The 12,701-nt window shown below is 63.9% G+C and carries 11 protein-coding genes; 1 reads left to right on the forward strand and 10 read right to left on the reverse strand.

Translation table 11 applies throughout. From position 1 onward, the window contains the following. Positions 1 to 2: 2 nt before the first annotated feature. Positions 3 to 752 carry a FadR/GntR family transcriptional regulator gene (locus ACF8FB_RS24610; protein ID WP_003247694.1) on the forward strand — a complete coding sequence of 250 codons (750 nt, stop codon included), beginning with the start codon at positions 3 to 5 and terminating at the stop codon, positions 750 to 752. A gap of 134 nt (positions 753 to 886) precedes the next feature. Here ACF8FB_RS24610 and ACF8FB_RS24615 read toward each other — a convergent pair whose 3' ends face one another. The 10 genes from ACF8FB_RS24615 to ACF8FB_RS24660 all read right to left on the reverse strand — a co-directional run bounded on the left by ACF8FB_RS24615 (position 887) and on the right by ACF8FB_RS24660 (position 12,685). Further along, positions 887 to 2,467 carry an aldehyde dehydrogenase (NADP(+)) gene (locus ACF8FB_RS24615; protein WP_392509366.1) on the reverse strand — a complete coding sequence of 527 codons (1,581 nt, stop codon included), beginning with the start codon at positions 2,465 to 2,467 and terminating at the stop codon, positions 887 to 889. A gap of 58 nt (positions 2,468 to 2,525) precedes the next feature. Continuing rightward, a complete protein-coding gene (garD, locus tag ACF8FB_RS24620) occupies positions 2,526 to 4,079 on the reverse strand; it encodes a galactarate dehydratase (protein ID WP_014756302.1) in 1,554 nt (517 codons plus the stop codon). 77 nt (positions 4,080 to 4,156) lie between these two features. Further along, the gene (locus ACF8FB_RS24625; RefSeq protein ID WP_003247701.1) at positions 4,157 to 5,521 is read right to left on the reverse strand and encodes an MFS transporter; all 1,365 of its coding nucleotides are present in this window, start codon (positions 5,519 to 5,521) and stop codon (positions 4,157 to 4,159) included. 104 nt (positions 5,522 to 5,625) lie between these two features. Next, positions 5,626 to 6,537: a 5-dehydro-4-deoxyglucarate dehydratase gene (gene kdgD / locus ACF8FB_RS24630; protein ID WP_010954445.1), complete on the reverse strand. Its 912-nt coding sequence runs from the start codon at positions 6,535 to 6,537 to the stop codon at positions 5,626 to 5,628. Between the two features lie 563 nt (positions 6,538 to 7,100). After that, on the reverse strand, positions 7,101 to 7,910 hold the full coding sequence (locus ACF8FB_RS24635) for a gamma-glutamyl-gamma-aminobutyrate hydrolase family protein (RefSeq protein WP_392512239.1): 810 nt from the start codon (positions 7,908 to 7,910) through the stop codon (positions 7,101 to 7,103). A gap of 425 nt (positions 7,911 to 8,335) precedes the next feature. Continuing rightward, a complete protein-coding gene (locus ACF8FB_RS24640) occupies positions 8,336 to 9,118 on the reverse strand; it encodes an amino acid ABC transporter ATP-binding protein (protein ID WP_392512240.1) in 783 nt (260 codons plus the stop codon). Positions 9,119 to 9,140: 22 nt separating this feature from the next. Then, positions 9,141 to 10,385 (reverse strand): FAD-binding oxidoreductase, encoded by a 1,245-nt coding sequence (locus tag ACF8FB_RS24645; protein ID WP_010954442.1) that lies wholly within the window; start codon positions 10,383 to 10,385, stop codon positions 9,141 to 9,143. A gap of 16 nt (positions 10,386 to 10,401) precedes the next feature. Beyond that, on the reverse strand, positions 10,402 to 11,112 hold the full coding sequence (locus ACF8FB_RS24650; RefSeq protein WP_003247716.1) for an ABC transporter permease: 711 nt from the start codon (positions 11,110 to 11,112) through the stop codon (positions 10,402 to 10,404). Beyond that, the gene (locus ACF8FB_RS24655) at positions 11,109 to 11,828 is read right to left on the reverse strand and encodes an ABC transporter permease (protein WP_392509364.1); all 720 of its coding nucleotides are present in this window, start codon (positions 11,826 to 11,828) and stop codon (positions 11,109 to 11,111) included. The genes ACF8FB_RS24650 and ACF8FB_RS24655 overlap by 4 nt, the downstream gene beginning before the upstream one ends. Positions 11,829 to 11,932: 104 nt before the next feature. After that, positions 11,933 to 12,685, reverse strand: coding sequence for a transporter substrate-binding domain-containing protein (locus ACF8FB_RS24660; RefSeq protein ID WP_010954441.1), 753 nt, complete (start codon positions 12,683 to 12,685; stop codon positions 11,933 to 11,935). Between the last annotated feature and the right edge of the window lie 16 nt (positions 12,686 to 12,701).

The following is a 12,701-nucleotide window of genomic DNA, read 5'->3' on the forward strand; positions in this document are numbered from 1 at the left end:
CAATGACAGAGCAGCAGGTACAGGCAAGGACCCGGCGCAAGCCGCGCAGTCTGGCCCAGGAACTGGTCACGGTGCTGACCGAACGCATTCGCAGCGGCCAGCTCAAGCGCGGCGACAAGCTGCCGACCGAATCGCAGATCATGGCCGAAGAGGGCGTCAGTCGCACGGTGGTGCGTGAGGCGATCTCGCGGTTGCAGGCCGCCGGGCAGGTAGAGACTCGCCACGGCATCGGTACATTCGTGCTGGATGCACCGGCTACGGGCGGTTTCCGTATCGACCCGGCCACCGTGGTCACCCTGCGCGAAGTGCTGGCGGTGCTGGAGTTGCGCATTGCCCTGGAGATCGAGTCGGCCGGGCTGGCAGCCCAGCGGCGAAGCGACGAAGCCCTGGCCGGTATGCGGGCGGCGCTGGACGAACTCAACGAGGGGGCGGCCCACGCCACTGATGCGGTGTCGGCGGACTTCCAGTTCCACCTGCGCATTGCCCAGGCCAGCGGCAACCACTACTTCGCCGACATCATCAACCACCTGGGTACTAGCATCATCCCGCGCACCCGGCTGAATTCGGCGCGCCTGGCCCATGATGACCAGGCGCATTACATGAGCCGCCTGATGCATGAGCACGAGGCGATCTATGAGGCGATTGCCCGGCGTGACAGCGAAGGGGCGAAGATGGCCATGCGCATGCACCTGAGCAACAGCCGCGAGCGCTTGCGCCAGGCGCATGAGGCGGCTGAAGCGCAAGGAACCTGAAGCCTTTGCTGCCTGTACTGGCCTCTTCGCGGGCAAGATAGCCCTGTCGAAGCGGGCTTGCCCGCGAAAAGGCCAGTACAGTCAAAAAAGAAAAGCCCCGCCGTGCGCAGGGCTTTCCTGTTTCTGGCAACCAGTCAGATCGCCCCGTCACTCCACTGACCGTTCACCAACCGCCGCAGCCCCAGCGGGTTGCCGTCGCGCAGTGCCTCAGGCAGCAGCGTCTGCGGGTAGTTCTGGTAGCACACCGGGCGCAGGAAGCGGTCGATGGCCAAAGTGCCGACCGAGGTGCCACGCGCATCGGAGGTCGCCGGGTACGGGCCGCCGTGCACCATGGCATCACAGACTTCGACACCGGTCGGGTAGCCATTGACCAGGATTCGCCCGACTTTCTCCTCCAGCAGCGGCACCAGCCAGGCGAAGGCATCGAAGTCCTCCGCTTCGCCGATCAGCGTCGCGGTCAGCTGGCCGCGCAGGCCGAGCAGCGCGTCGCGCAGTTGGTCGTTGTCCTGCACCTCTACGGCCACGGTGGTGGGCCCAAACACTTCTTCCTGCAACAGCGGGTCGGACTCGACCAGCAGGCGTGCATCGGCCTTGAACAGCTGAGCGCGCGCCTGGTTGCCTTCCTGCACCTGGCCGGCCACATGCTCGATACCGGCATGAGCATGCAGGTGTTCAAGGCCGCCAATGTAGCTGCGCAGGCCGCCAGCATTGAGCATGGTTTGCCCGGCTTGCTGGTCCAGGTACTGGCCAAGGTCGGCGAGCAACTGGCTGTACTGTGGCGACTGCAAGCCAATCACCAGCCCAGGGTTGGTGCAGAACTGCCCGGCACCCATGCACACGGACCCCGCCAACTCGCGGGCAATGGCCTCGCCACGTTTGGCCAGGGCGCCTGGCAGGATGATGACCGGGTTGATGCTGGACATCTCGGCGAACACCGGGATTGGCTGCGGGCGCTCAGCGGCCATGCGGCAAAGGGCATCACCGCCTTTCAGCGAGCCGGTGAAGCCAACCGCCTGGATGGCCGGGTGCTTGACCAGCCACTCGCCCACGCCGCCACCAAATACCATGTTGAACACGCCCTTGGGCATGCCGGTCCGCTCAGCGGCGCGCACGATGGCGCAGCCAACCAGGTCGGCCGTGGCCATGTGGCCGCTGTGCGCCTTGAATACCACCGGGCAGCCTGCGGCCAGGGCGGCGGCGGTATCACCCCCGGCGGTGGAGAAGGCCAGCGGGAAGTTGCTGGCCCCGAACACGGCGACCGGGCCTACACCGATGCGCATCTGGCGCAGGTCTACGCGTGGCAGCGGCTGGCGCTCGGGCAGTGCCAGGTCGATGCGTGCGCCGAGAAAGTCGCCGCGGCGCAGCACTTGGGCGAACAGGCGCATCTGCCCGCTGGTGCGGCCGCGCTCGCCCTGGATGCGGGCGGCGGGCAGGGCGGTTTCGCGGCAGACGATGGCGACGAAGGCGTCATCCAGTTCGTCGAGTTCAGCGGCGATGGCGTCGAGGAACTCGGCCCGACGCGCCGGGGCCAGTTGGCGGAAATCGGCGAAGGCTGCGGCAGCGGCCTTGGCGGCTTGGTCCACTTCGGCTTCGGTGGCCTGGGCAAAGCTGTAGGGCAGGGCTTCGCCAGTGCTGGCGTCCAGGCTCTGCAGGCGCTGAGGGCCAGCGGCACTGCGCTGACCGGCGATGAAGTTATGGCCGAGGATCTCAGGCATGGGGTGCTCCTGTGGGATTGAGAATGGCGTGTGTGAATGCGTGGTCAGGGCTGCGGCATCAGGTAATGGGCGCCGGGTTGAACAGGGTGATGTCGTTGTGCAGCCGGTGTTGTTCGGCCCAGGTCTGCTTGCGACCGCTGGCTACGTCCAGGTAGTAATGGAACAGCTCCCAACCCAGCTCCTCGATGGTCGAGCGACCACTGGCGATGCGACCGGCGTCGATGTCGATCAGGTCGGGCCAGCGCTGGGCCAGTTCGCTGCGGGTACACACCTTGACCACCGGCGCCATGGCCAGGCCATACGGGGTGCCGCGGCCGGTAGTGAAGACGTGCAGGTTCATGCCGGCCGCCAGTTGCAAGGTGCCACAGACAAAGTCGCTGGCCGGGGTGGCGCAGAAAATCAGGCCTTTGCGGTTGACCCGCTCGCCTGGGCCGAGCACACCCTGGATAGCGCCGCTGCCCGACTTCACGATCGAACCCAGCGATTTCTCGACGATGTTCGACAGCCCGCCTTTCTTGTTGCCCGGTGTGGTGTTGGCGCTGCGGTCGGCGGCGCCTTGCTGCAGGTAGCGGTCGTACCAGTCCATTTCGCGCACCAGCGCGTCGGCAACGTCCTGGTTTTCCGCGCGCGAGGTCAGCATATAGATCGCGTCGCGCACCTCGGTCACTTCAGAGAACAGCACGGTGGCGCCAGCGCGGACCAGCAGGTCGGCGGCATAGCCCAGTGCCGGGTTGGCGGTGATGCCCGAGAAGGCGTCGCTGCCACCGCATTGCATACCGAGGATCAGTTCGCTGGCCGGGACCGTTTCGCGGCGGCGCTGGTCGAGCTTCTTCAGGCGGGTTTCGGCCAGGTCCATGATCTGCTCGATCATTTCAACAAAGCCAAGGCTGGCATCTTGCAGGCGGTACAGCCATGGGTCGCTGAGGTCCACCGAAGGGTCGTTGTCGTGCATCACCTGGCTGGCTTGCAGTTTTTCACAGCCCAGGCTGATCACCAGCGCCTCGCCGCCGAGGTTTGGGTTGCGCGCCAGGTTGCGCACGGTGCGGATCGGGATGTAAGCGTCGCGGGCGTTGATTGCCACACCGCAGCCGTAGCTGTGGGTAATGGCCACCACGTCATCGACGTTGGGGTATTTGGGCAGCAGTTCGTTGCGAATGCGCTTGACTGCATGTTCCAGCACGCCGGTCACGCACTGCACGGTGGTGGTGATGCCGAGGATATTGCGGGTGCCGACAGTGCCGTCGGCGTTACGATAGCCCTCGAAGGTGAAGCCCTCAAGCGGCGGCAGCGGTTGTGGCACTGCATCACAGCGCGGCAGGCTGTCCAGTTCCGGGGCGGCCGGCATGGCCAGCTGGCTTTCCTGCACCCAGCTGCCTTGGCGCAGGTCTTCCAGCGCGTAGCCGATGATTTGCCCGTAGCGGCGCACGGGCTCGCCCTTGGCGATGGCCACGGTGGCCACCTTGTGGCTTTGCGGTACGCCTTCGATCAGGGTCAGGCCGTCGGCGAAGCGGGCGCCTTCGCCCAAGCCGCCGTCGTTGACGACGACCACGACGTTGTCGTCGTCGTGCAGGCGGACGTAGCGGGGCGAGTCGGAATGTTCGATCAACTGCATGTTTGGGCCCTACTTGTCAGGTTCTCAGGCTTTTGTACATCCGCCCATGCCGGGCGACCCGGCGCGGGCGTGTTTTTTCAGTGACGGGAGCTGGCCAGTTCGCCGTCGGTGGCAGGCTCAGCGTGTGGCTTCGGGGCAGCATCACGCAATTCGATACGCTTGATGGGGCCGACGATAACCAGATAGCTGAATACCGCGACCAGCGCGTTGGCACCCACGTACACAAGCGCCCACTTGAACGAGCCGGTGGCGCTGATGATGTAGCCGATCACGATAGGGGTGGTGATCGACGCGATGTTGCCGAAGGTGTTGAACAGGCCACCGGACAGCCCGGCGATCTGCTTGGGTGAAGTGTCCGCGACCACCGCCCAGCCCAGTGCGCCAATGCCCTTGCCGAAGAACGCCAGCGTCATGAAGCCAACCACCATCCACTCGGCATCGACGTAGTTGCAGAACACCATGGTGGTGGACAGCAGCAGGCCACAGACAATCGGCAGTTTGCGCGAGAAGGTCAGCGAGTTGCCGCGGCGCAGCAGCCAGTCGGAGATCACACCACCCAGGACGCCGCCGATAAAACCACACACCGCCGGCAGCGAGGCGATGAAGCCGGCCTTGAGAATGGTCATGCCACGTTCCTGCACCAGGTACACCGGGAACCAGGTGAGGAAGAAGTAGGTGATGGCGTTGATGCAGTACTGGCCCAGGTATACGCCCAGCAGCATGCGGCTGGTCAGCAACTGCTTGATGTAACCCCATTTCGGGCCGTCGCTGCCGCGCTTCTGGTCCATGTCGACCAGGCCGCCGTTCTGCTCGATGTGCTCGAGCTCGCTTTGGCTGATGCGCGGGTGTTGGCGCGGGTTGTAGATGGTCTTCAGCCACACCATCGAGAAGATGATGCCCAGCACACCCATGACCACGAAGACGTGCTCCCAGCCGAAGCTGAACACGATCCAGCCCATGATCGGGGCGAACAGTGCAGTGGCGAAATACTGCGCCGAGTTGAAGATGGCCGACGCCGTGCCGCGTTCCTGGGTCGGGAACCATGCGGCGACGATGCGCGCGTTACCCGGGAATGACGGGGCTTCGGCGAAACCGACCAGGAAGCGCAGGGTGAAGAGGGTGACCACGGCCCAGGCAACCGGCAGGCCACCGACAAAACCCTGCAGCAGGGTGAACAGCGACCAGGTGAAGATGCTGAAGGCGTAGACGTTCTTGGAACCGAAGCGATCGAGTAGCCAGCCACCAGGAATCTGGCCAGCCACGTAAGCCCATCCGAAGGCGGAAAAGATATAACCGAGGGTTACGGCGTCAATGCCGAGGTCTTTCTGCAGGCTGGAGCCTGCGATTGCAATGGTGGCGCGGTCGGCATAGTTGATCGTGGTCACCAGAAACAGCATGAACAGGATCAGGTAGCGCACATGCGTTTTCTTAGTCGCTTGCATGCTGGCAATACTCCCACTAGTTATTTTTGTGCGGGCTCACGAATTGTAACCGGAGTGGGGCAGGCCCACTCCGGGCGCGGCATCTGGCAGGCCGCGGGCAGCGCTTACTGCGGGCCCATCTTGTCCATCAACGCGGCGAGCATTTCGTACTCTTCGGCGGTGAGGTCGGTCAGCGGGGTACGCACCGGTCCGGCGTCGTAACCGGCAATTCTGGCGCCGGCCTTGACGATGCTCACGGCGTAGCCGGCCTTGCGGTTGCGGATGTCCAGGTAGGGCAGGAAGAAATCGTCGATCAGCTTGGCCACGGTGGCGTGGTCGTCACGGGCGATGGCGTTGTAGAAGTCCATGGCGGTTTTCGGCACGAAGTTGAACACCGCGGAGGAGTAAACCGGTACGCCCAGGGCCTTGTAGGCAGCAGCATACACTTCGGCGGTCGGCAGGCCACCCAGGTAGCTGAAGCGCTCGCCCAGGCGACGACGGATCGACACCATCAGCTCGATATCACCCAGGCCGTCCTTGTAGCCAATCAGGTTCGGGCAGCGCTCGGCCAGTTTTTCCAGCAGGTCGGCGTTCAGGCGGCAGACGTTGCGGTTGTACACCACCACACCGATGTTTACCGATTTGCACACCGCTTCGACGTGGGCGGCGACGCCGTCCTGGCTGGCTTCGGTCAGGTAGTGCGGCAGCAGCAGCAGGCCCTTGGCACCCAGGCGCTCGGCTTCCTGCGCGTATTCGATGGCCTGACGGGTGGAGCCACCGACACCGGCGAGGATCGGCACCGAAGTGGCGCAGGTGTCGACCGCGGTCTTGATCACCTGGCTGTATTCGCTGGCGGCCAGGGAGAAGAATTCACCTGTACCGCCAGCGGCGAACAGCGCGCTGGCGCCGTAGGGGGCCAGCCACTCAAGGCGCTTGATGTAGCCAGCCGGGTTGAAGTCGCCCTGGGCATTGAAGTCGGTGACCGGGAAAGACAGCAGGCCGTGGGAGAGGATGGATTTGAGTTCTTGTGGATTCATTGTTGTTGGCATCCTGTGGCGCTTGGGTGAGGGGTGTTGTTTTGCGTTGGATGTAAGTTATCGTACAACCTACGTGATGACTAGTCCTTTTTCAGAATTTTGTGTTCTCGCCACGGTGGTTGTCTGGATATATGTGTTGTGGCGCAGATCGAGCGCCGCCCGCGCGGCGCTTCGCGGGTAAACCCGCTCCTACGTTTGTTTCGGGCCAGTTATGCCTGTGGCATTTGCGCGCGAACGCCTTGGCGCACGCCTCGATATCGCGTCGTACAAACAAGGCGGTCGCGCGCGTCTGAAACAGGCGATACTGGCCCGAAACAAACGTAGGAGCGGGTTTACCCGCGAAGCGCCGCGCGGGCGGCGCTCGATTTCACAGGCGCAGCAGGTACGACGACAAACACATAGCAGTCATCGTATCTCTTAAGGGAAAGGAAAAAACGATCGCGGAGACAGGCACAAGCCCGCCGCCCGATTCCACGGGAAGAGTTCTGGGACCAGCAGAGGGTGACCGGGGAAGCGGGGGCGGCCTTGCGCCGCCCCGCGATCAAAGCAGAGGAAACTGAAGGTCAGGCCGCGTGCTGGCGCTTGATTTGCGCCTTGCGTACCTGGGCCCGGCAAGCATCGCCGAAAGCCTGGAAGATCTTTATCGAATCAGGGTTCTTCGCCGCTTGCCATTCAGGGTGCCACTGCACCGCGAACAAGAACGGCGAAATGCTTGGCGCGTGAATCGCTTCGACCAGGCCATCTTCGGCACGGGCGATCGCTTCAATACCGGCGCCAAGCTTGTGCAGGCCTTGGCCATGCAGCGAGTTGACGCGAATCTCATCGGTACCCAGGGTGTCGTGCAGCCAGCTGCCCGGCTGGATCTTCACCCCATGGACCTGGGCGTACTGCACTTCGACCGGGTCTTCCGGGTTTTCCCGGTGGTCATTGAACCCAGGTTCGGCATACACCTTCTGGTAAATGTCGCCACCCAGGGCCACGTTGATTTCCTGCATGCCACGGCAGATGCCAAAGATGGGCAGGCCACGCTTGATCGCCGCCTTGATCAGCGGAATGTCGAACAGGTCGCGGTTCTGGTCCTGGCCTTTGCCCGGGGTCTGGTTTTCCTGGCCATACAGGGCCGGGTCGATGTTGCTGCCAGCGCCAGTCAGGTACACGCCGTCGGCCATGTCCAGGTAGGTCTCGAGGTCTTCAGTGCCGCAGCAGGTAGGCACCAACACCGGGACGCAATCGGAGAACTCGACCAGCGGGGTAATGTATTTGTGGGTCATGACCTGGTAGTCATGGCCTTTGCGCTCTTGGCTGCCCATGGTCATCAGGACGACGGGTTTGCGCAGGGAAGGTTGCTTGTTGCCAATGTTGCTGTTGGACATATGTCACCTTGGGACAGGTTCGACCTGTCGTTGTTGTGCAGGCGCACGGCTCGGGGCCTTGGGTGCTGCCTGTAGCCCCGAGCACTGCCGGCTCGTCAGAGGCGACGATTCCGGTCGGGGCTTGTAGATAGCTTGCCAGAGCCGTTCGATATGTCAAACGACGGAAGCGGGCTTTAACGCGGGGGATACGCCGTTTTCTGGGGGCTGAAACCGATGCGGGCCTGTCGCGGCGTGGGTTTGGCAGGGTCTGCGGTCAATAATATTTAACGATGCAGTTGGGTCATTGCAGCGGTGCAATGAATAGGTAACTTCAAGTAACCTCGGTCTCTGTGGGAGCGGGCTTGCCCGCGAACACGGGCGAAGCCCGTGCCATCCACGGCGGTGTCTTCTTCGCGGGTAAACCCCCCACAGTGACAGGCTTTCAATCAGTGCAGGATCTGCGCCAAAAACGCCTTGGCCCGCTCGGTGCGCGGCTGGTTGAAGAACACCTGCGGCGGGCTGTCCTCGATGATCTGCCCACCCTCAAGGAACAGCACCCGCTCGGCGACCTGCCGGGCAAAGCCCATTTCATGGGTGACGCACAGCATGGTCATGCCCGTGCCCGCCAGCTGCACCAGCACGTCCAGCACCTCGGCGACCATTTCCGGGTCCAGCGCCGAAGTGGGCTCGTCGAACAGCATGATCCGCGGCTTCATGCACAGCGCCCGAGCGATTGCCACGCGCTGCTGCTGGCCACCGGACAGCTGGCTGGGGTACTTGTGCGCCTGGCTTTCGATGCCGACTTTGCTCAGGTACATGCGTGCCCGCTCCTCGGCGTCCTTGCGTGACAGCCCGCGCACGCTGGTGGGGGCCAGCAGGCAGTTGTCGAGCACGCTCATGTGCGGGAACAGGTTGAAGTGCTGGAACACCATGCCGATGTCGCTGCGTACCTGTGCTGCCTCGCGTGTGGTGGCCGCCAGGTCGATGCCGTCCACCTGGATGCTGCCCTGCTGGGCGACTTCCAGGCGGTTGATGCAGCGGATCAGGGTCGACTTGCCCGAGCCGGACGGCCCGCACAGCACGATGCGTTCGCCTTCGCGCACCTGCAGGTCGATGTCGCGCAGCACGTGGAACGCGCCATAGTGCTTGTTCAGGCCTTCGATGCGAATCAGCACCGGACGCGGGTCGGGTTTGGGGGCAAGGGTGGCAAGGCTCAGTGGTGCGGTCATCTTGTTGTTCTCCCGCGTGGGTTCAGTCGAAACGGGTCGCGCTGTAAGGCGCGGGGTCGGTGAAGGGGGGCTCGCCAGTGAGCAGCTCGGCCAGCAGCCGGCCGCAGACCGGGCCCAGCGTGAGGCCGTGATGGGCATGGCCGAAGTTGAACCACAGCCCTGGGTGGCGCGGCGCCGGCCCGATCACCGGGCGCATGTCCGGCAGGCAGGGGCGGCGGCCCAGCCATGGCGTGTCGTCCAGACGATCGCCGAGGGCCGGGAACAGCTTGCGCGCCAAGGCCTCGCAGCGGCCCAACTGGATCTGGTTGCCAGGCGCACTGGCTGCGTCGAATTCGATGCCGGTGGTCAGGCGCACACCGCGCGCCATCGGCGCCAGTACATAGCCGCCTTGGGTGTCGCAGATCGAGTGCTCCAGCTGAGCGCCGTCACGGGTGCTGTAGTGCATGTGGTAGCCCCGCTTGATTGCCAGCGGGATCTGGTAGCCCAGGCCGCTGAACAGGTCGGCTGACTGTGGCCCAAGGCAGGCCACCACCTCGTCGGCAGTGATCGGGCCGCGACGGCTCTCTACCCGCCATTGGCCATTGGCCTGGCGCAGGCTGCGCGCATCGCCATGCACGAACTGCCCGCCGCGTTGCAGGAACAACGCCGCATAGCCACGGGTGAGCGCGCCGGGGTTGTTCACGGTTTTCGGGTCGAGCCAGTGGATGCCACCGACCACGGTGGCGTCCAGCTGATGTTCACGTGCCTGCAACTGCCCGCATTCAAGGATTTCGAAGCGCAAGCCGTAGCGGCTCAGGCCCTTGGCATCGGTTTTTGCCTGCTCGAACAGCGCGGGGTCGCGGAACACTTCGATCCAGCCTTTGGCTTGCACCAGGCCTTCCAGGCCGGCGGCAGCGATCAGCGCGTCATGCTCGTCGACACAGCGCTGCACCAGCGGCAACATATCGGCGGCGGCGCCGGCCAGGCGCCCGGGTGCCGACTGGCGCCAGTAACGCCACAGCCACGGTGCGGCCTTGGGCAGGTGCGCCAGGCTGTAGCGCACATCGGGCTGGCGGTTCAGGCCGTAGCGCAGCAGTGCGCTCAGTTGCCGCGGGAAGGCATAGGGGATGACACTGGAGCGCTCGATCAGCCCGGCGTTACCGTGGCTGGTGCCACTGCCCGGTTCGTCGCGGTCGATCAGAATTACCTGGCGCCCGCGTGCCTGCAGGTGCAGCGCGGTGCTGACGCCGACGATGCCGGCGCCGAGGACAAGGGTCTGGCAATGCATGAAACGTATCCTTCGGTCAGTTCAGGTGGCGGCCCAGGCGGGCCTCCAGGTGTTTCAGCAGGCGCCGCACCAGTTCGACGATCACCAGGTAGAGCACAGCGGCCCACAGGTAGATCTGGAAGTCGAAACTGCGCGAGAAGGCCAGTTTGGTCACGCCCATCAGGTCGTAGATCGTCACCAGCGAGGCGATCGCGCTGGCCTTGATCATCAGGATCAGTTCGTTGCCCAACGGGCCAATGGCCACCAGCAGCGACTGCGGCAATATCACCTTGAAGAAGGTGGTCGAGCGCTTCAGGTTCAGCGCCCGCGCCGCTTCATGCTGGCCAGGCGCAACCGCCATCAGGCTGCCGCGGAAGATCTCGGCCTGATAGGCGGCAGTGTTCAGGGTGAACGCCAGCAAGGTGCAAAACCACGCATCCCGGAAGAACCACCACAGGCCGACGTCCTGCCAGAAACCTTTGAGCGAGCCCAGGCCGTAATACAGCAGGAACAATTGCGCCAGCAGCGGCGAACCGCGGAAGAAGTACACGTAGCCGGCAGCCATGCGCTGCAGCACCAGGCTGCGAGACAGGCGTGCAAGGGCCAGCAGAAGACCGAGCACAGCACCCAGGCTGAAGGAAATCGCCACCAGCTTGGCAGTTACCAGCAGGCCGTCGATGAAGCGCGGGCCATAGCGCTCCAGCAGGTCGGGGTCGAGCACCATTGCCAGCAGTTGATCGAAGCTCATGCGCGTGCTCCTTGCAGGTGGCGGTTGCTGCGCCGTTCGATGTAGGCGAACACGCGCCCGGACAGTGCCGCGAACAGCAGGTAGCCCAGGCAGGCGACGCCGTAGAAGAACATCGGTTCCTTGGTTACGCTGACCGCCAGGTTGGTCTGGCGCATCAGGTCGACCAGCGAGATGGTCGACACCAGCGAGGTGTCCTTGAGCAGCGACAGCCAGTTGTTGGACAAGCCGGGCAGGGCGATGCGGGTCAGTTGTGGCAGCAGCACCTTGAAGAAACCGGTGCGCTTGCTAAGCCCAAGCGCCGAGCAGGCTTCCAGCTGGCCCTTGGGCAGGGTCTTGAAGGCTGCCAGCCAGATCTCGCTGGAAAACGCGGCGAACACCAGGCTGAAGGCGATCATCGCGGCGAGGAAGGTGTTGATGAGGAACTCACCTTGGTAGCCCATGGCGGAGAGGATCTTCTGCGCGGCGATCTGGCAGCCGTAATAGATGATCAGCAACGTCAGCAGCTCGGGCAGGCCGCGGAAGACGGTGGAAAAAGTGGTGGCCCAGGCCCGTGGCAGGCGTTTGCGCGAGCGCGCCGCCAGCGCGACCACCAGGCCCAGTGGCAGGCCGATGGGCAGGCAGGCCAGGGCCAGGGAAACAGTAACCAGCGCGCCGGCCAGCAACGCCTGGCCCCAGCCTCCGCTGGCGAATGACAGCAAGGACAATTGATCGAGCATGACGAACCTCTTGGGCAGGTTATGCGGCCTTGGGGGGAGCGGCCTTGCGGCCCTGTCGCGACGCAAGGCCGCCCCCACTGGGCGTTCGCACAACTTCCTGAAGATCAGTTGTAGATATCGAAAGCGAAATATTTGCTGGCGATCTTCTGGTAGGTGCCGTTGGCCACAATCTGTTGCAGCGCGGTATTCAGGCGCTGGCGCAGGGCTTCGTCGTCCTTGCGCACAGCGATGGCGGCATCGGCCTTGGTGTCCGCCACGTCGCCAAGGATCTTGCAGCAATCCCCGCCGTTCTTGTTCATCCACTCGTGCAGCGGGAATTTGTCGGCAATCACGCCGTCCAGGCGGCCGGCCGCCAGGTCTGCGTTGGCTTCGTCCATGGTCGGGTACAGTTTCACGTCGGCACCGGCCTTGCCGTACACGTCTTCGGCGTAGATGGCCTGGGTAGAGGAAGACTGCGCACCGACGGTGTAGCCGACAAAGTCGGTCTGGGCGCTGTCGATCTTGCTGTCCTTGGCAACCGCCACGGTCAGGGGCGTGCGGTAGTAGTGGTCGGTGAAGGCGATCTTCTTGCGTCGCTCTTCGGTGTCGATCATCGATGCCACTATCGCGTCATACTTGCGCGCCATCAGGGCGGGGATGATGCCTTCCCAGTCCTGCGCCACCAGCGTGCATTCGACTTTCATCTGTTCGCACAGGGCATGGGTGATGTCGACATCAAAGCCGTGCAGCTTGTTATCGGCGTCTACATAGTTGAAGGGTGGGTAGGCACCCTCGGTGGCGAACCGCAGGGTTTCAGCGCTGGCGGCACCCGCCAGCAGCAGGGCGCACGCACCCAGCAAGGCCATGGACTTGTTCATCTCGCACCTCATTGCA

It is taken from the genome of Pseudomonas sp. yb_2 (assembly GCF_043103905.1).
Taxonomy (GTDB): domain Bacteria; phylum Pseudomonadota; class Gammaproteobacteria; order Pseudomonadales; family Pseudomonadaceae; genus Aquipseudomonas; species Aquipseudomonas alloputida.